This window comes from Brevibacillus sp. DP1.3A, from assembly GCF_013284245.2.
Lineage (GTDB): Bacteria > Bacillota > Bacilli > Brevibacillales > Brevibacillaceae > Brevibacillus.
In genome coordinates, this window is sequence record NZ_CP085876.1 from 4922189 (window position 1) to 4942107 (window position 19919).

Genomic DNA, 19919 nt, shown 5'->3' on the forward strand with positions numbered 1-19919 from the left:
CTTACTGCCTATTATACCAAGCAAGGAAAGAATAAAGTAAGCCTTGCTGACAAAAAAAGCGCCCCAAAAGGAGCGCCTTGTTACTGTCTTTCTGTTACACCAATACTTTTTTAAACTCTGCCGTCAGCAATGGCAGCACTTCGAACAAGTCACCTACGATACCGTAATCAGCCACTTGGAAGATTGGCGCTTCTGGATCTTTGTTGATGGCAACAATGACTTTCGAGCTGGACATACCAGCTAAGTGCTGAATCGCTCCCGAAATCCCGCATGCGATATACAGATCAGGTGTAACAACCTTGCCTGTCTGTCCGATCTGCATGGAGTAATCGCAATAGTCTGCGTCGCAAGCGCCACGAGATGCACCAACAGCTGCACCGAGTACTTCCGCCAGATCGTACAACGGCTGGAAGCCTTCTGCACTCTTCACTCCGCGTCCACCGGAAATCACGACTTTTGCTTCGGAAAGATCTACTTTGCCGCTTGTTTTTCTTACAACATCTTTTACGATCGTGCGCAAATCCTTGATATCCAATTCAACTGGTACCACCACTGCCGTTTTCGAAGGGTCAGCAGCGCCGATGGCAATGTTGTTTGGACGAATCGTAATAAATGTTGTTCCATCAACGAATTTGCGTGATTGCGTCGCTTTTCCTGCATAGATCGGGCGAACGAAGACAGGGCCCGCTTCTACACTTGTTACGTCCGAAACCAGACCATAACCGAGTCTCGCTGCTACGCGAGGTGCGATATCACGACCGATCGCGGTGTGACCCAAAACAACTGCGTCTGGAGAAGCCAGTTCAATCAACTGCGCGAGTGCCTGCACATACGCATCTGGCGTGTACTGTGCCAACGCTGTATGATCAGCCGTATATACCGTGCTCGCACCGTGATGACCCAATGTCACTGCATGCGTTGCTGCATTTGCTCCGAATACACCTGCTACGATTTCGCCGCCCTCAGCCAATGCTTGTGCTGCAGTCAATGCTTCCAGCGACACGTTGCGAAGTTGTCCGTCACGTACTTCTGCCAATACAAGTACTTTTTTCATGGATATCCTCTCCCTCTCGCTTAGATCACTTTCGCTTCATTGCGCAACAGTTGCACCAATTCCGACGTTTGAGCTGCCAATTCGCCAGAGAGAATGCGACCCGCCTGCTTTTTCGGAGGCAATGTCTGATCGACGATTTCTGTCTTTGCTTTTACCTCATCCGCAGTAATTCCCAAATCGTCTGCGCCGAGTCTATCCAATGGTTTTTTCTTCGCTTTCATAATACCTGGGAGAGAAGGATAGCGCGGCTCGTTGAGTCCTTGCTGAGCCGTAATCAAAACAGGAAGGCTCGTCTCCACAACTTCCAGGTCCCCTTCTACATCGCGCTCTACGCGTACGTTCGTCCCGTCCACCTCTAGCTTCACAGCAGTCGATACATGGTTAATTCCCAGTTCTTCTGCCAGACGAGGACCGCCTTGGCCAGCCCCGGAGTCTACAGCCATTTGTCCACCAATGATGATATCGAAGCCAACCTTTTTCGCTACTGCAGCCAATACTTTGGCGATCGTGAATTCGTCTCCGAACAGAGACTCGTCATCCACCAAAACAGCCTTGTCTGCTCCCATTGCCAAAGCAGTGCGCAGTGCACTTTCAGCACGGTCTGGGCCGACGCTGATTACGGTTACTTCGCCGCCGTGATCTTCCTTGAGCTTGATCGCCTCTTCTACAGCGTACTCATCGTAGGGATTAATGATGAATTCAACGCCATCTTCGGAAATTTGTCCGTTTTGGATGACGATTTTTTCTTCTGTGTCAAACGTTTGTTTCAACACAACCACGATATTCATCAGGATGCCTCCTCCTTAGTGGTACCTCATACTTGTGAAGCTATATGCTTAACTACCGATCTGCGAATTGCGGCTTGCGCTTCTCGAGAAAAGCAGTCACGCCTTCTTTTACGTCCTCCGTCGCGAATGCATCGCCAAATAGCTTTGCTTCTTGCTCCAAGCCTTGTGACAACGAAAGCTCCGTTGTGTTATGGATGGACGCTAGGGCAAGCTTCAGGGTAATCGCGCTCTTACTTGCGAAAACAGCCGCCAGCTTTTGCGCTTCTGCAAGCAACTGCTCTACGGGATAAACCGCTTCCACAAGACCGATACGCAGAGCTTCCTCGCCACCGATCATCTCAGATGTAAGAATCATTTGTGTCGCTTTGCCACGACCAACCAGACGTGGTAGACGTTGCGTACCACCGTAGCCAGGAATGAGTCCGAGATTCAACTCAGGCAGCCCGAGTTTGGCTTCAGGTGCTGCAAAGCGGATATGGCATGCCAACGCAAGCTCCAATCCTCCCCCAAGGCAAGCACCGTTAATTGCTGCAACGATTGGCTTCGGGAACGTTTCCAAGCGATTGAACAATGCTTGACCCTTCTTCGCCAGTTCTTCCGCATTATCCCGATTCAGTTGGGTAAATTCTTTGATGTCCGCTCCTGCAATGAAAAACCGACCTTCGCCAGTCAAAACGATTGCTTTGATTTCATCGTTATTTTCCCACTGGTCCAAAAGTTCACTCAATTGACCGAGTACTGCTTGACTGAGTGCGTTAGCAGGCGGGTTGCTAATCGTAACCGTAGCAACGCGATCAACGATTTCTACATTCCAATGCGACGCCATTCCTCTCCCCCCAAACTCTCCCCATATATAAAAACAGCTACTTTTTAATCCGAGCGATCGCTCAGTCTTACTGTTTCCATTGTAACAAACGTTTTCATGCAAAAAAAGCTTTTCTTTTCATTCTTTTCCCTTCATACCAAGCAGGAAGAGGTTATGAATGGAATCAACATAAGAGACAAGGTCGTACTTGCACTGTTTCATCACCCAAGATGTCGTCACTTCGTCCAGCGTTCCAAAAATCATTTTTCGCGTAATCCGCACCTCGAGATCGGATCGGAATACGCCCTGTTCCATACCCTCTACGATCACTTCGTCAATGAGGTTGAAATACTGCTTCATCACGTTGCCGATTCCTTCACTAATGATCGGACTGGATTGGCGTAGCTCGATTTGCGTCACTTTTGCCAGATCATGGTCCATAGATAGCTGGCTCAAGTGTGCATGAATGAGTACATACAGCTTTTGCTCAATGGTCGTCGCTTCCGAAATGCGTTTGCGGTTTGTCTCCACAAACAGGCCCATCTTTTCGTTAAACAGTGAAATCAAAATATCATCCTTGTTTTCAAAATAGAGGTATATGGTGCCGTCTGCTACCTTCGCCTCTTTCGCAATTTTCGATACCTGGGCACTGTAATAGCCCTGTTTGGCGATTACTCGAACAGCAGCATCAATAATGGCTTGATACTTTTCCCCCGTTTTCTTTGCCATAACTACCTCCATGTTTACTAACATTGATGATGAAATGAATGATCACTCATTCATAATTAGTGTAATACAGGGCCACTCCTCTGTCAATCGCAAGAGGTCAGCAAAAAAGGCCGCTTTCCGCCTGGGATCGCAAGCCTCAAAACATCAGCTACTAGCTCGTTTTGATTTCTTCCTGGGCTTCTCTTTTCTTCTTGTCTTCTTCTTGTAATTGACGACGTAATACTTTTCCGACCATGGTTTTGGGCAAATCTGTACGAATCTCGTATTGTCTCGGAATCTTATAGGCGGCAAGTCTCTGTCTGCAATGCGCTTCTAGATCCTCTTCACTCGCGAGCTGTCCATCCTTGAATACGACGTATGCTTTGACTGTTTCGCCCCGGTACGGATCTGGGACACCGATGACTGCTGCCTCCTGGATGGCGGGATGCTCAAACAGCACTTCTTCTACTTCGCGCGGATAAATATTGAAGCCACCGGCAATTATCATGTCTTTTTTGCGATCTACGATATAGAAATAGCCGTTGTCGTCCATATAGCCCATATCTCCCGTCAAAAACCAGCCATCCTTCAATACGGCAGCGGTATCTTCTGGGCGATTCCAATAGCCGAGCATGACTTGGGGTCCTTTTACGGCCAACTCCCCGACCTCGCCTTGGGGCATCGCTTCTCCTGTTGCCGTATCCACAATTCGGCAATCCGTATCTGGCCATGGCATTCCGATGCTTCCGGTAATGCCTTTTTCCCAAATGGGATTAGAATGTGTTACAGGAGAAGCCTCCGTCATCCCGTAACCCTCGACCAGCTTGCCGCCCGTCAACTCCTCAAATTTGAGCTTGACTTCGATCGGCAACGGGGCTGATCCACTGACACATGCGTCGATGGAAGAAAGATCATGCTTCTTCAAGTCCGGGTGGTTGATGAGACCGATATACATGGTGGGTGCCCCTGGGAAAAGAGTAGGCTTCCGTTTATCAATCATTTCAAATATTTGTTTCACGTCGAATTTGGGAACGAGAATAATTTCTGCTGCGATACAAATGCCTTTGTTCATCACGGTAGTCATCCCATACACGTGGAACAGTGGGAGCACACACAGAATCCGTTCCTGTCCCTTTTTCAGCTTGTAAAGGACCGCTTGGCACTGGACTGCATTCGCAATGAGGTTGGCGTGCGTCAGCATGACGCCTTTGGCAACACCTGTTGTCCCCCCTGTATACTGGAGGAGTGCGATGTCCTGGGTCGGATCGACTGGTACTTCAACAGGCTTGGTAGCGCTTTCTTTTAATACAGAAAGAAAAGGCTCAATATCTGCGCTGTATGTAACCTGCGGATTTTGTCCTTGTTTCTTCTGCACGAACGGATATAGCCATTTTTTCAATAAGGGAAGGAAATCGCCAATGCTTGTGATGATGATTCGTTGAAGTGAGGTAGATGCACGGACTTGGGTAACACGTTTGTACAACAAATCCAGTGTGATGATGGTCTCGGCGCCTGAATCGTTCATTTGGTGAATCAATTCTCGCTCGGTATACAGCGGGTTGGTCATGACCACGATCGCGCCTGCAAAAAGCGCTCCGTAGTAGCTGATGACGGCTTGAGGAGTATTTGGCAGCATAATCGCCACGCGGTCGCCTTTCTTTACACCGCGCTTGATCAATGCATTGGCAAATTGGTATGACAACTGCAAAAGCTCTCGATACGTAATGCTTTTTCCCATGAAATAGATCGCGTTACTGTCTGGATACATAGCTGCAGACTGCTCCAGAAAATGCGTCAAAGGAACACGGGGGTAATCCAATGACGGCGCAGTTTCGGGCGGGTAATTGGCAATCCAAGGCTTGGCATTTGACATGGTCATTCCCTCCATCCCTTAAATGGCCTTGCCTCCCTATGATCTACATTCATAATCTCTTCCTAATGACTATTGTATTCGAAACATATTCAATTTTCCAACTAAAATCATGTACTTTCCATCTGGGACAAGACCATTCGACGAAAAAAAGGACGCAGCCCTTGATGAAAGCCGTGTCCTCTGCCCTTATGCTCTATATGTCTTACCGTGTTACTTCCTTGATAATTTGCTGGCGTGCTCTTTCCCGTTCAGCTGTGGGGACGAGATGATACCAGCCAACGATGCCATTATGCCAAATGCGCTCATCCTGCCCGACCAATGTATCAGCTTGAATGGAGTTCGGAGTGCCATCGCCATAGGACAATAACAGAGAGGCGATTTCCTGCTCCGTGAGGTCCGTTTTCACATACTGACCCAGAATTTCCATGAGTGAAAATGCCTTGGTATACACTTGGAACGAGGTGCCTTTAGAAGCCAACGCTTTGAGAATCTCCTGCTGTCGGTCAATCCGCATGTAATCACTGTCTTCCTTGCCAAGATCACTTTTGCGATAACGAGCGTAATCCAATGCCTGCTCACCTGATAAAGTCTGCAGCCCTGGTTGAATGTCGATGTACGTGTCGTCGCTCGGATCGCTGTACTTCATTCGTTTCTTCACATCGACAGTGACACCTCCCAGCTCGTCCACAATTTGACGGAAGCCATCGAAATCTACGGAGATATACCGATCAATTTTTAGTTGTAAAAATTTTTCCAGCGATTCTTTCACCATTTTTGGACCACCAAAAGCCATCGCATGGTTCACCTTGTCGTATCCTTTTCCCGGGAGCTCCATGTAGCTGTCACGCGGAATCGCCAAAAGGTAGACGGATTGCTTCCCGGGATGAATCGCCGCAAGCATCATTGTATCTGAACGTGCACTTTCCCCGTCTCGACTATCCACACCAAGAAGTAGGGCGACGAAAGGCTTCAATGGTTCTGTTCCTGTCAAAAGATCACGTGGAGGAAGGGAAACAGCTGCCTGTTTTGCGCTCCCTTTGGCTCCATCAATCGGAGCATACCACTGATTTGTCATTTGCTTATATTGATAGGCACTGTAGGCAACCAGCAGCAACGCCCCGATCGCCAAACAGGATAAGGTATGAAACGCAATCTGTTTTCCATGTCGCTTGAAAAATGACCATATAAACATGACAAAGCCTCCCCCTTTGCTTCCATTTTTAACAGGGGAGACCTCGTTTAAACCTATGTGCGTTCGACAACCATCGCCATACCCATCCCGCCGCCAACACAAAGGGCAGCCAAGCCTCGTTTCAACTGTCGCCGCTTCATTTCGTGCAGCAAGGTTACGACAATTCGGCAGCCAGTAGAACCGACAGGGTGACCTAGCGCGATGCCGCTTCCGTTCACATTCGTTATTTCTCGCGGTAGCTCTAGCAGTTTTTCCACGGCGAGGTATTGCGCGGCAAAGGCTTCGTTCACTTCGATCAGTTCGATATCCGCGAGCGTCAAACCGGCTTTTGCCAATGCACGCTTCACTGCTGGAACGGGTCCATATCCCATCAAATCAGGCTCTACCCCCGCTACCGCCCACGAGACAATTCTGCCGAGTGGTTCGATACCGAGCTCTCTCGCTTTTCCTTCTTTCATCAAAACGGCTGCGGACGCTCCGTCGTTGAGCCCGGAGGCATTGCCTGGCGTCACTGTACCATTGTCACGAAAACTGGGTCTTAGCTTCGCGAGACTTTCCAAGGTCACTCCCCTGCGAGGGAATTCGTCTTCCGTTACGACGATTTCTTCGGAGCGCTTTTTAATTGGGACCCCGATAATTTCTTCGGCAAACATACCGCTGTCTATGGCGCGGATTGCGTTTTGCTGACTGCGCAAGGCAATCTCATCTGACTCCTCGCGCGTGATCCCATAACGATCGACCAGACGTTCTGCCGTCTCGCCCATCAGGATTTGATGGTGGGGGTCTGTTAACAACTCCCACATCGCATCGGTCATTTCCCCATGTGTTAATCGTTTGCCCCAGCGCGCATTTTTCAGGACATACGGGGCGTTGCTCATGCTCTCTACGCCGCCTGCCAAGACGATTTCACTGTCGCCTAAAAGGATTTGGGAAGCGCCGCTCGCAATCGCTTGCATGCCGGACGCACATTGACGTTGAATCGTGAAGCCCGTCACTTCTTTCCCCAATCCTGCATCCAATGCTGCCACTCGCGCTATGTTCGGCTCGTCTGTACGTTGAATGCAATTTCCTAAAATGACTTCATCGATTTGAGAAGCTTCCAGGCCAGATCGAGCCATGACACCACGAATGACGGTTTCTGCCAGCTTGCGAGCGCTTACATCTTTCAGGACACCACCAAACGTACCGATTGGCGTACGTCCGGCAGCAGCAATGACAACCTGCTCCATTGGTTTTCCCCTCCATTGAGTAACCTTTTTCTTTATTGTCTCACACGGAAGTTACAGGACGGTTCTAAGCGATGTTTTTCAATACAACGGTGACCCATTCGTCTTGTTGACTTTCTTTCTCTACTTGGAAGCCTGCCTGTTCAAATGTGGCGATGACAGCTTCCCGATTCCATTCGACAATTCCGGAGAGAATCAAAGTTCCTCCAGGTGCCATTCGTTCCGTAATCATCGGAAGCATCGCGACATTTTCATCGCCTCCGATGTTGACCAGAATGACATCAGCTTGGTCAGGCAATTGGGATTTCACTGCGTCCTCGCTCGCATCTCCAATCACGACTTGTACAGCGTGGTCAGGAAGGTGGTTATTCGTCGCATTGACGAGAATCTGATACTCGCTTTGTGGATTAATATCAACGGCCCACACAGGATGCTTCGTTCCATTCAAAGCGCAGTACAAAGAGAGAATTCCTGAGCCAGCTCCTATATCAATGACTTGCTTACCCTCCAGATCCATTTCTTGCAAAAACAAAAGAATGTCCTGCGTCGTTCCATGATAGCCAGTTCCGAAGGCTGCACCTGGATCGATCCATAGGATATGCCGAGCTGACTCCAGCGCTGCGGGGTCCGTCCACGTTGGTGCCACCCACCAGTCTCCTATCTTGACTTCCCGGAACTCATCTTTCCACGATTCATTTTCTTCAGCTACGAGTTCTACTTCTTTTATGGTGACTTGTCCATTCCAGCGTTGAATGTAGGTCTTCAGGCGAGCTACATGCTCCTCTTCAAGATCGTTCTGGGGTTCAAACAAATAGCCAACAAGTGGACCTTCCGTATTTTCTGCGTAATCATATCCGTTTTCCGTTGTCAGTACTTCGATTTGCGGTTCGATCCAGCCAAGCGTGTAGGAGCTGGTCAAAACCTCTGCCACAAATAAATCCTCAATCTCTGGTTCCACTAGTAATGTGTATTTGAGCCACATGCTTTCCATGATGAAAAATGCTCCTTCCCTTTTGCTGTTATTCGCCCCTATTCTTGCGGACATCTATTCACTTATATGTGGATGGCAAGGATGATAGAGAACATGGTATGATAGTAGAATGGACTAACATAACCGCAGGGAGGCTTACCATGTTTGACGAATTTTTTTACCGTCGCCGCAAAAATAAGGGGCTATTCATCGTCATGATTGCCCTCATTGTTCTTGGCATCGGCATGTTCGGTATGGGTTTCCTCTATATGTTCTCGTAAGTCGGAACAACATCATTATACCCTACGAACAGCGCTGCACCCACTGTATCCGTCCAAACAATTGGGGCGTGAAGTTTTCTACTGTGGTTGCTTTACTTCCCCTTGTTTACTCGATTATACTTGAGAATGTATTTTTCCTGTACGTTTGATATAGAAAGAAGGTTCACTCCATGTCGCGAATTCTCATCTCCGGGTACTACGGCTTTAATAATGCCGGAGACGATGTGGTCCTGTACGGCATCATCAGCTCTCTTAAGCGGGAACAACCAAATATCTCTCTCGCCGTCTTGTCCAATCAGCCTGATCGGACTGCGGAATTGTTCGGGATTGAAGCCTATAACCGCTGGAGCTTTGGAACCATCGTCCGCGAGCTTTCGCGAAGTGACATGCTGGTGATGGGCGGCGGTACACTGATGCAGGATGTAACCAGTCCTCGCAGTGTCCTCTACTATTTGGGCATCGTCACCATTGCCAAGCTTTTAGGTAAACCCGTGGTCTTTTACGCACAAGGATTTGGCCCCATCCTCCAATCTCTCAGTCGCACGATGATTAAACGCGTGGTGAATCACGTCAACATCATCACAGTTCGCGACTACGAATCAGGTGAGGACTTCAAAGCCTGCGGCGTAAAAAAAGCCCCTATTTATATTACAGCTGACCCTGCTCTGACGATATCCCCAGACGATATTGCAGATCAACGGGGAAAAGAGCTGCTTCACGGTATGTTTGATGATCCTTCCAAGCCTTTAGTCGCCATCTCTGTCCGGGACTGGAAGCAGGAACAGCACTTCAAACAGAAGATAGCCCGAGCAGCAGATTGGTTTATCATGCGCGGATGGAATGTTCTCTTCCTGCCGATGCATGTCCCTAGCGATTTGGCACCGTCTCAGGAAATCATGGACCAGATGAGCCAACCAGGAGCACGTCTTCTCGATGCGCCTGTCACTTTTCATGACATTATGTCCGTACTGAAGCAATGCAACTACGTCGTTGGTATGAGGCTTCACTCGCTTATTCTTGCGTGCATGCTGCGAATCCCTTTTATCGGCATCTCCTACGATCCCAAAATTGATCGATTCGTAGAACGCGCTGGAATGCCCAATGCTGGTCATATTACTGAACTCGATGAAACTACACTTTTGACCTTGCTCGCTGAAAAACTGGACAACCTCGATCACGAAATTGATGTGGTAACAAAGCATTCCCATCTGTTAGCAATCGAAGCTTCCAAAAGCAGTGAACTTGTTCTACAGGCGCTGCGTAAATAAGGCTGACCTGGAAAGGAGGACATCATGTCCTTTTCTTCACAAGTGTTACTTGGTTTAAATCGATTATTTCCTCTCCCCGTTCACCCTTTCAACCTGGCAAACAACGGGGAAATGAGCTATACCGAATGGCAATTTCAAAAAGGGGATCAAACTATTCAGTTTTTCCTCCCCTTCCATTCACAGGAGCAAATGTTCCGTGACAAAACGGTTTTAGACATCGGCTGTGGCGGTGGGGGAAAAACCTGCTACTACGCCACGTATGGCCCTAAAAAAATGATCGGCATCGACATCGTCCCCCACTACGCGAAGGAAGGAAATGAATTCGCGAAGAAAAAAGGACTGGATCATCTTGTCTCCTTCATGACTGGTGATGCCGCGAGAATGGACTTCCCAGACAACACTTTCGATACGATCATCATGAATGACGCGATGGAACACGTAGGCGAACCGGAAAAGACGCTGGAGGAATGCTTTCGGGTATTGAAGCCTGGCGGGCATCTCTACATCAATTTTCCGCCGTATTATCATCCATACGGTGCCCATTTGTCAGATGCGATCGGCATTCCTTGGGTGCATGCTCTCTTCTCGGACCAAACCTTGATTGATGCCTATAAAAAGCTAGTCCGTGACTTGCCAGACGGTTCTGACCGGATTGCTTTTCGCTTCGACAAGCTTCCTGATGGCAGAGATACGATCTCGTACATCAATCGCATGACGATCAAACGGTTTCGAAAAATTCAACAAGGCGTGGTGCAGCCTGCGGTTTACCAGCGAGAGATTCCGTTGCGTAATCAGTTGCAGACCTTGGCGAACTTACCTGCTACCCGTGAATTTTTCGTAAAAATGGTCGTATGTGTTTATCAAAAAGCGAAATAAGCAAGATCACAAAAAACCCCTTCCTCCGTTTGTTGAGAAAGGGGTTTTTTCGATTTTATCAATCGTTATGCGTATTAGACTTTAACGAGGAAGCCTGCTTCTTCCGAATGAATTGGATAAAGGCGCGCAGCTTGTTTCCGCCTGGTAGCCAGTCCAGTTCCTTATCCTCAATGAGTGGAATGATGATAAGCAGTCCCAAGTAGACAACAAGTCCTACACCGACTCCAGCGACGGTCTCTATCGCTCCCAAAATACGCACTGGTTCTCTTCCCCTGAACAGGAAATCTACTGCCTCAGTCGCTCCCCAAGCCAGAATCAGCATGAGGTTAGCCACCAGTAACGGATAAATGGTATCGAAGCGCCAGTTTATCGGAATCGATACGTAACGGTTGATGACGCGCATATTGAGTACGCAGACAAATGCAGTAGCAATCAGCCATGACAGGGACAAGCCGTCCATACCAAACATCGAGGTAAACACGAGTGTCGCCAGTACTTTTACAATGACACCATACAGCAGATGACGCGCAGGGATTTTTTCTTTGCCGATCCCTTGCAAAATCCCGTTTGTAGCAAGCAACAAGGAAAGCGGGATCGCCGTGATGCCTAAAATCGCCATTGCACGCGTGCCTTCCATATCACCATACAACGCCAGATTGGCCCCTTCAGCTACAGCAGTCAGTCCAAGACCTGCAGGTAGACCGATTAGCCAAGCAAAGCGCAGGGAGAGCTTGGTCAAGGTCGTAATCCGTTCCTGATCCTTTTGTCTGATCGCTTCGGCAATAGCAGGCACGATCGAGAGGGCAATCGACGAACCGAACAAGCTCGCCATTTGCAGAAGTGGTCCTCCCCTGCTGTAAATGCCAAACCACGTATCCGCCGTCAAGCCGTCCACATTCCATATGTAGCGGAAGATGTTAATCGCCAGAAAGGAATCGGTCAGGCTGAAAATCGGGATAACTAAGGCGCTGACACAAATCGGCCAGGCAATTCGCCACATCGAGGCGAAGAAAGCACGATCATACCACCAACTAAGGCGCCCCCACTCTGCCCCACTAAATACGGAATTTTTCCGGTTGTGGAGCCACATGAGTAACGCTAGAAACCCGAGACTTAAAAATGTACTGATCATCGTACCGAAGTTGACACCGGTAATCACCGTATCCGTATCTTCACCGAGTGACACGAGATACAGGGAAGCTACCAAAATAAATACGACACGCAACGTCTGCTCTACGATTTGCGAGAGCCCGACAAACAACATTTTTTGATGGCCGTAGAAAAAGCCACGAATAACCGCAATCAAGGGAACGAACAGCAGCGACATAGAAATCGCCCGAATTGGCTCAATCAAATGCGGATTCCCCATGAGCTTTGCGATCAGTGGGGAGCTTACGTACAGGAGTGCAAACAAGACAAGTCCGATGGCGCCCATCATGACCATGCTACGGGCCAAAATTTGTCCAATAGAGCCTTGTTTTCCTTCAGCCAATGCCTCTGCAATCACCCTCGACAATGCTACTGGCACACCTGCTGTCGCCAATATGAGAAAGGTCAGGTAGAGAGGATATACTTCCTGATAGAGTCCGAGACCTCTGTCGCCCACTATCTCCTGAAGCGGAATCCGATAAAACATCCCGATAACTTTTGACAAAATCCCCGCTACGGCTAAGATCAACGCTCCCGCGAGAAAATGACTTTTTTTCAACATGGGTAACTCCTTTATTCGTCTCTTTGACTGGATACCCGTGGGGCAGCACCAATCGACATGAACCCACTTTCTATCCTACTATCATTTCCCTCTTCCAGCAAACAGGTATATCGATGGAATTTCGCAGGAATACTGGTGAAAAACAGATTCCATTGATTTTTGTGAAAAACGTGTCGACGTTTTTCATTAGACAGAATGTGACCGCTTGCGGTCTGCCTGTGTGATCTGTGAGTAGGAGGGGATATTATGCCCACAACCGGATTTTTAATCCGCCATGTACAGTGGCCGTTAATGGAGGCTTTGAAAGGAAATCTCATCCGTCGTTACATGAAAGAATTGCAAGCAGCTCAGCATCTATCTGCCGAAGAACTTAACGTGCAGCAGCGAGAAAAGCTGGTGCAGCTACTCGATCATGCGATACAAAACGTACCAGCCTACACTACCTTCGCCCCAGACTGGAGAAAAATGCGCGAGATGCCTGAACGTTTTTTGCAGCGTATTCCTGTTCTGACCAAAGCACACTTTCGGCAACACGCTGATCAATATATGAGCCAAGGCTTACAAACAAGCGGGCTCATTGGAAATCGTACAGGAGGCTCCACAGGTGAGCCTACCCATTTTTATCTCGATCGTCCAACTGTCGAGCGATATGAAGCTGCGCGCTGGTTGGGCCTATCCTGGTACGGCATTCGCATAGGTGACCCATGTGTGATGATTTGGGGTTCGCCACTCGAATTAAACGCCCAGCAAGCTCGTCGCTACCGCTGGAAGGAGCGCTGGTTGAAAAACCGCATGATGATTTCTGCCTATGAACTGGACGAAAGACATGTAGAAGTAAACCTGCGCCTCATCCAGAATTTCCAACCAGCCTATTTATACGGCTACGCCTCCGCACTTCATACGCTCGCCACGATGATGCTACGACGCGGCCTGACACTCGGAATCCCGCTCAAAGCCGTGGTCTCTACAGCAGAAAGCCTGCACGAACACCAGCGGCAAACGATTTTCCAAGCTTTTGATGCGCCTGTTGTGAATGAATACGGTGCCCGTGACGGCGGAATCATCGCCTATCAATGCAAGGCAGGGAGCATGCATGCCTTTTCAGGGAACTGTTATTTGGAGGTAGTCGATCCCATTACGCATATTCCCGTCTACAAAGGGCAACCAGGAGCACTGCTTGTTACAGACCTGCACAATACCGTCATGCCTCGCCTGCGCTACCAATTAGGAGATGTCGTCGCGCTTTCTGATTCAGCCTGCTCATGCAATCTCCCGTTTCCACTGCTTGCTACGATCGATGGCAGAGAAGACGACATGTTCCTATCGCTAAACGGACGGTACGTGCACGGACATTATTTCAATCACATCGTGCGCAATATGGACAGCTTCCGCACCTTCCAGATCGTTCAGCATGAGCCGGAGCGACTGAGCCTGAGACTGGTAAAGGAGCCCGAACGTTTTTTACCTGCCGATGAAGCCAAGCTTTTGGCAGGAATTCGCTCGGCGTTAGGTCAAGTGAGCATCCAAGTTTCTTACGTGGAGACCATTCCCCCTGCAAGCTCGGGTAAGACTCGTTATGCAATCCGGGAATTCCCGCTTACGAGCGCCCTCCCGCTGGAGTAGACCGCTTGCGTACTTTATGCAGCAGCTCTGATACAAGTGGCTCGCGAACCAAAATGAGCACCACGAGATATAAAACAGCAGCACCAATAATTCCTAACGGCAAGTACAACCAGACAGGCCATGCGGATAACCATGGATCGACGAGTAAAATAGCACCGGCCATAACTGCGCAGCCCAAAATGGTTTTCCCGGCAGTCATGAGGAAATTCGCCCGTACAGGACTGCCTACCGCCCTCCATAGCAAAACAAACAGCAGCAGTGCTTGACTGATAGCCGAAACTGCATTAGCCAGGGCAATTCCGCCATGACCAAGCAATGGAATAAGCAACCAGTTGGCAAGGGCATACACACCGATCCCGATCGCCCCGATAATAACGGGTGTCTTCGTATTTTCCAGTGCATAAAAGGCGCGAGTCAACAAGTCTCTCGATGCTAAAAAGAAAAGTCCCACGCCGTAAAACGGCAGTGCCCACGCTGTCAAAGCGACAGAACGCTCATCAAACGCACCGCGCTCAAAAGCTAGTCGGATGATAGGCTCTGCGTATAGCGCAAGTCCGACCGTCACGGGCAACAGCAAAATGAGGAGATAGGCAAGTCCCTTTTGCAAGATTTGCTTCATCTCTGTCATTTCCCCCCGCTTGACGTGACTTGCCAACAGTGGGAATAACGGCAACGTAAACGCCCCGACAAAAATAGCCAGAGGCAATTGCATGATCTGGTTCGCATTGGCGAGAGCGGAAACGACACCCGTTCCGAGACCTTCTGCGAAGCCTCGCTCTAAAAAGGTTGTGGCCTGAGCTACAACCGCACCAATCAAAATCGGAATAACCCGCTCACCCATGCCTTTGAGAGAAGCGTCCTCACGCCAAGCGAAAGAAAAGCGGTGCTGATAGCCGTATCCGCGCAAAGTCGGGAGAATCGGCAACAGTGCAGCCAAGTAACCGATTGTCGTAGCCATCGAAAGTCCAATGGGACCATACATCGGAACGAGCACATACATGCTGACAATCACCAAAGCTCCATTGACTACCGTGCCAAGCGTCGGTGTAAAGAAATGCTGGTGAGCATTACAAATACTCGACCACAGCCCTGTTAACCCGATGAAAATAGCTGATGGCCACATCCATTGCAGCATGCTAGCCGTGAGTTCCAGCTTCTCACCTGTCAGTCCGAACATCGCAGCAAGCTGGTAAGAAAAGACCACTCCTAAGACAGACAGCGTAACGAATATACCCAAGATGATCGTGAGCATCTTCTGATACAAGTCAGTCGCCCGCTCTCCTTTTTCCATCATGCCTCGCATCGTCGGAATCAGTACAGCATTGACTGCTCCCGGTATGACCAAGAACAGCGTCAACGGGATCGTTGCCGCGATATTAAACGCATCTGCCTCCATCCCAGTACCGTACAAGCTGGATACATACACACTGCGAAAAAAGCCTAGAAGCCTTCCAACGAGAGTCAGCACGACAATCATGGAAGCGATTTTTAACAAACTCATGTCCACTTATCTCCTATCCCTATTTGAAACCCTACGTTCCAGGCTTGGTTCTATCCTCAAACTCCCTAGTTATCATATCTTATTTCTACCGTTCCTACCAACCTCTTTCCCCCCCCGGCTTGCTACCTGGTTGTCAGATTCATTATAATAGGTAGGTTAATCCCTACCTGTAGGAGGACTACAATAAAAATGAGAGAAACCGTGTTGAAGTGGGGAAGCCAATCATCTACGTGGTTGTATTTGCTGTTGGCCTATCCAGTAATCGATTACGTCTTGCGACAGATTCTACCGATTCCAGTCATATCTTCTTTGTGGGATGAAGGACTGCTCATCGTCTTGATGCTGTTTACATTCGTTGCGTTTTTACAGTCAAATCGGACGATGCCTGGAATCAAACATTGGCTTGGAGCCCTTTTCGTCCTCGGAGTTGCCATCATGGTGACAGACATGGCGAACTGGGAAGCGAGCGTAGAAGGATTCCGTTCCGTCTACCAGTACATCCTCGCCTTTTTCATGGGCTTCTATTTATTGAAGTCAATGGAAGACCTAGACAAGTTCATGAAGGGACTTGTGCTGGTTGGTTTCGTAGCGGCACTGTATGGTGTCTTGCAAGTCATCGTAGGCGTCAAAACACCTGAATCATGGGTGCAGGAAGGGGAAGCAGTTACCACGCGTGCATTCTCCTTCGTAACGAGCCCGAACGTATTGGGCAGCTATATGGCGTTGATTACACCGATTGCCGCTGGTCTATTTATGACAACGAAGGATCGCAAGCAAAAATGGATTTGGGCCATCGTTGCGCTGACGACTTTGCTCGCCATGCTGTTAACAAGTTCCCGCGGTTCTTGGTTTGCCCTTGCCTTTGCTGCATTTGTTTGCTTCTACATATGGAACAAACGAGTCGCAGGATACTTGGTGATCGCAGGGATTATCGGGCTTGTAGCCCTGTTCTTCGTTCCTGATTCGGTTCCGCTTGTTGGAAAAGTTAAAGATCGCATTTTCACGCTGTTTACACCTGAATACTTCGAATCTAGCAGTGAAGGTGGACGCATCGGGCGCTGGGGAAAAGCATACGACAATATGCGTATCGAGCCATTGTTCGGTGTCGGACTCGGTCATCACGGCGGAGCAGTTGCAGCTCGCCATTTCGGTACCATTTATTCAGACAGCTACTTCTTTAAAAGTTTAGCGGAATACGGTCTGATCGGGATCATCCTACTGATCGGAACCGTGATCACGATGTTCAAATACGGAGCTGGGCTCATCCGCAACATCCAGGGTTCGCCGCACTTTTTCGCGATTCTCGGACTGCTGGGCGGATTAATCGCGGTAGCAACGCATAACCTCGTGGAAAACATTTTCGAGGTGCCGTTCATGGCCCTCTATTTCTGGCTGTTTGGCGGCTTCCTGTGCGCATTATTCGTCGACCAGACACAAAACAAAAGGTGGTGAGGGCATGCGCCGGAATCCTATTCTCGAAACGATAAGCTGGGCGCTGTACGCCATTGCCCTGTTTCTGATTTACCATTTGCTCGTGAAACCAGCGTTCCTTGATTTAACATGGATTGCTGTACTCATTTTCCTGCCACTGCTAGCTTTTTGCTACTTCGTGGTCCATCCGTCAGAACGTCGTCAAGTGCTTGTGTTTACCATCGGCTTCTTGCTCTTGGATCGTGCGCTGACACGCGTCGATGTGAAAACGACTGCTGCTCTGTTGATCGGTGGAGCAATCGCAGTCATCGTGATTGCGCTTCTCGTGAAATGGTATGGGCGCCTCAACTGGCGTGCAGTCGGCTCGTTAGTTCTGATCGCCCTCTTGGCGAATGTGACGTTCAACAGAGATACACTGACTGCACTGAGCAACTTCACCGTGAAATACGAGTCTGAGCGTTTATACAACGGAGATTGGGTGGATTACTTCCCGCTCACGCTGCATGACGTCAATGGCGATGGCAGCATGGAGATCATCACGTACGGCAATGCCGAGGAGCTTCCACTTCCTGAAGAAATTGAAAAGCCAGAGACAGAAGAAGAGAAAAAAGCAATGGCGGAAAAGCTGCGCCACTTGCAGGCGGAACCTGTTTCTCTTTACGTCCTGACCTGGAAAGACGGCCAAATGGTGCGGATGCCGATTGACCAGATCCCGGCAGATACCTTGGAGATCATCAAGGAAAAATTGCCGACCGATTACCCTGGCTTCCCGTATTACACGATGAAAGACGGTCAGTTGGTACCGAATGTACAACGCCAACCATATGCAGAAGGCATGATGCAAATCGGAACGGCACCATATCGTGCGTTTATGCTTGATATGGAAAATATCGCAAACCTGCTGGTGGAAAACGAAGGCAGTATGGACCTGCGTCAAATCATCGGCTCGAAATACACGGATCTGCATATCAAGGATGGTATGCTGACAGGAAACTACGATGGCAAGCCTTTTGGCGGCACGACAAAAGCAACCAAGCTGATGACCACCATGATGCTGCCAGATGGCCGCGAGGGCCTCGTTGTTATGGGCGAGCACCTGAGTGTACTGTCTGTCGAGCCAGATGGCACACTGACAGAATCGTACACACTGACACGCAAACAGGCTGAATTGGCAACAGGCGAGTTCATTCCTGCCGATATCGACAACGACAAGGTCGATGAACTACTCGTTGCAGGAAAGCCATCGTACATCTTGAAGCCGAAGCCAGACGGCACGTGGGAGATTTTGTGGGCTAGCGGAGATCGCGACAAGAGCTTCCGCTTCTCTAACTTCGCTACCATCGGCAACAACGAAAAGCCTGAGATCATAGCCAAAGCAAAGAGCTGGGTAAGTACCACAGATACTCGCTATTTGGCTGGCTATGACTACACGCCAGAGGGCTTGAAACAAAACTGGCGCATTTACATGCCGCTGATCAATGTCCAAATCGGAGATATCGACGGCGACAAGAAAAATGAAATCGTTGCGAACATGTACAATACACATCGCATTCTCGTGTTCAAGCAGCACAACATTCCGGTATTCGGACTCACAATCGCACTATTCGTGGGACTCTTGGGATACGGAGTCGTAAGGAGGTTCCGCCATGCGTAAAGCTACGAAAGCATGGGCACTGCTCGCTGCCATCTGCACAGCCTCGCTGCTCGGTGGCTGCACCTATGAATCAGGGACGAAGGCTTTTGCCACCACCAATTTTGACCAGAAGCCAGATCAAACGACCACCGTCCAAACAGAGTCAGGTGCGGAGTGGCTGAAAACGGCTCTGGAAAAAGGCAAGACGGATAAAGATGCACAAACTTACTGGTACAAGGGCCATGTAAAAAATACGATCCTGTCCCGCTCCACAACGAGCATGTTCAATGGAGCTGTCATCAACGGGAAAGGCTACAATGTAGATGCACGCATCGCAGCCCAACCGTATTCGTACTATCGGATTCACGACAAACGCTACATCAAGGCAAACGAGCAGTTTGTAACCGCTCCGGATGAGCCGCTTGCCTTCGACGTATTGAAAGGCTTCGAGGACTGGCTGCCTTTCATGGACCAGGCCGTCCAATTGCCTGAGGAAAAAGTAATTGGCGTCGTCAGCGTTCCGTTTCAATTGAAAATGACAGGAGCAGAATGGCTGAAAAATAGCCAAAGCCCACTGTTTGAACCATTGAAAAAGCAACTGGGAGAACGCCCTGATCTGGATTACATCTTGAAGGAATCCACGATCAAGACAACGTTTTGGTTCGGCAAGGAAGATCGTCTGATCCACCAGTACGAAACGTGGATCATTCTGCCGCTGCCTGAAGCCGGAACGATGGACCAACAAGTGATGTTCAACCTGTTTAAATACGATGATACGGGTGGCATTCACATCAAAGAACCGGAAGAAGTAGAAAAATATTTGTTGTACTAAAAAAGTCTGCTACCTTCGCGTGGCAGCAGACTGATCGGTACGAATCAGGACCTGACTATTATCGTCAGGTCCTTTTATTTTGAAGCAGAAGAAGTATGTCTGTCACGAAGAAAACCCCGCAGCCTTCAATGGCTCCGGGGCGGGCTA

General features: G+C 49.1%; 16 protein-coding genes. 6 read left to right on the plus strand and 10 right to left on the minus strand.

Translation table 11 applies throughout. The features are described 5' to 3' along the window. Positions 1 to 94 precede the first annotated feature (94 nt). The 8 genes from HP399_RS22525 to HP399_RS22560 all read right to left on the minus strand — a co-directional run bounded on the left by HP399_RS22525 (position 95) and on the right by HP399_RS22560 (position 8637). Positions 95 to 1054, minus strand: a complete 960-nt coding sequence (locus tag HP399_RS22525) for an electron transfer flavoprotein subunit alpha/FixB family protein (protein ID WP_173619072.1) — start codon at positions 1052 to 1054, stop codon at positions 95 to 97. A 20-nt stretch (positions 1055 to 1074) separates the two neighbouring features. Further along, complete coding sequence (locus tag HP399_RS22530; protein ID WP_007722418.1) at positions 1075 to 1842, minus strand: electron transfer flavoprotein subunit beta/FixA family protein; 768 nt, start codon at positions 1840 to 1842, stop codon at positions 1075 to 1077. 52 nt (positions 1843 to 1894) lie between these two features. After that, positions 1895 to 2668 carry an enoyl-CoA hydratase gene (locus tag HP399_RS22535; RefSeq protein ID WP_173619073.1) on the minus strand — a complete coding sequence of 258 codons (774 nt, stop codon included), beginning with the start codon at positions 2666 to 2668 and terminating at the stop codon, positions 1895 to 1897. A 117-nt stretch (positions 2669 to 2785) separates the two neighbouring features. Then, entirely contained in the window at positions 2786 to 3376 is a 591-nt protein-coding gene (locus HP399_RS22540; protein ID WP_173619074.1) for a fatty acid metabolism transcriptional regulator FadR, read from the minus strand. Between the two features lie 151 nt (positions 3377 to 3527). Further along, on the minus strand, positions 3528 to 5228 hold the full coding sequence (locus HP399_RS22545) for an AMP-binding protein (protein ID WP_173619075.1): 1701 nt from the start codon (positions 5226 to 5228) through the stop codon (positions 3528 to 3530). 202 nt (positions 5229 to 5430) lie between these two features. After that, positions 5431 to 6420: an LCP family protein gene (locus HP399_RS22550; RefSeq protein WP_173619076.1), complete on the minus strand. Its 990-nt coding sequence runs from the start codon at positions 6418 to 6420 to the stop codon at positions 5431 to 5433. A 53-nt stretch (positions 6421 to 6473) separates the two neighbouring features. Beyond that, the gene (locus HP399_RS22555) at positions 6474 to 7649 is read right to left on the minus strand and encodes an acetyl-CoA C-acetyltransferase (protein WP_173619077.1); all 1176 of its coding nucleotides are present in this window, start codon (positions 7647 to 7649) and stop codon (positions 6474 to 6476) included. 64 nt (positions 7650 to 7713) lie between these two features. Beyond that, positions 7714 to 8637: a 50S ribosomal protein L11 methyltransferase gene (locus HP399_RS22560; RefSeq protein ID WP_173619078.1), complete on the minus strand. Its 924-nt coding sequence runs from the start codon at positions 8635 to 8637 to the stop codon at positions 7714 to 7716. A 430-nt stretch (positions 8638 to 9067) separates the two neighbouring features. Here HP399_RS22560 and csaB point away from each other — a divergent pair, with 430 nt between their 5' ends. Beyond that, complete coding sequence (csaB, locus tag HP399_RS22565) at positions 9068 to 10165, plus strand: polysaccharide pyruvyl transferase CsaB (RefSeq protein ID WP_173619079.1); 1098 nt, start codon at positions 9068 to 9070, stop codon at positions 10163 to 10165. Between the two features lie 24 nt (positions 10166 to 10189). Beyond that, positions 10190 to 11041: a class I SAM-dependent methyltransferase gene (locus HP399_RS22570; RefSeq protein ID WP_173619080.1), complete on the plus strand. Its 852-nt coding sequence runs from the start codon at positions 10190 to 10192 to the stop codon at positions 11039 to 11041. Between the two features lie 58 nt (positions 11042 to 11099). On the opposite strand, the gene HP399_RS22575 is transcribed toward HP399_RS22570, so the two are convergent. Beyond that, positions 11100 to 12752, minus strand: a complete 1653-nt coding sequence (locus HP399_RS22575) for a putative polysaccharide biosynthesis protein (RefSeq protein WP_173619081.1) — start codon at positions 12750 to 12752, stop codon at positions 11100 to 11102. Between the two features lie 246 nt (positions 12753 to 12998). Between HP399_RS22575 and HP399_RS22580 the strand changes: the two genes are divergently transcribed. Continuing rightward, the gene (locus HP399_RS22580; RefSeq protein WP_173619082.1) at positions 12999 to 14375 is read left to right on the plus strand and encodes a phenylacetate--CoA ligase family protein; all 1377 of its coding nucleotides are present in this window, start codon (positions 12999 to 13001) and stop codon (positions 14373 to 14375) included. Here the strand turns inward: HP399_RS22580 and murJ are convergent. Then, on the minus strand, positions 14350 to 15876 hold the full coding sequence (gene murJ, locus HP399_RS22585) for a murein biosynthesis integral membrane protein MurJ (protein ID WP_173619083.1): 1527 nt from the start codon (positions 15874 to 15876) through the stop codon (positions 14350 to 14352). The genes HP399_RS22580 and murJ overlap by 26 nt on opposite strands. Before the next feature lie 189 nt (positions 15877 to 16065). Between murJ and HP399_RS22590 the strand changes: the two genes are divergently transcribed. The 3 genes from HP399_RS22590 to HP399_RS22600 are packed head-to-tail and all read left to right on the plus strand — an operon-like array spanning position 16066 to position 19772. After that, entirely contained in the window at positions 16066 to 17328 is a 1263-nt protein-coding gene (locus HP399_RS22590; protein ID WP_173619084.1) for an O-antigen ligase family protein, read from the plus strand. Positions 17329 to 17332: 4 nt separating this feature from the next. Next, on the plus strand, positions 17333 to 18961 hold the full coding sequence (locus HP399_RS22595) for a hypothetical protein (protein WP_173619085.1): 1629 nt from the start codon (positions 17333 to 17335) through the stop codon (positions 18959 to 18961). Next, positions 18954 to 19772 (plus strand): hypothetical protein, encoded by an 819-nt coding sequence (locus HP399_RS22600; protein ID WP_173619086.1) that lies wholly within the window; start codon positions 18954 to 18956, stop codon positions 19770 to 19772. The genes HP399_RS22595 and HP399_RS22600 overlap by 8 nt, the downstream gene beginning before the upstream one ends. Positions 19773 to 19919: the final 147 nt, after the last annotated feature.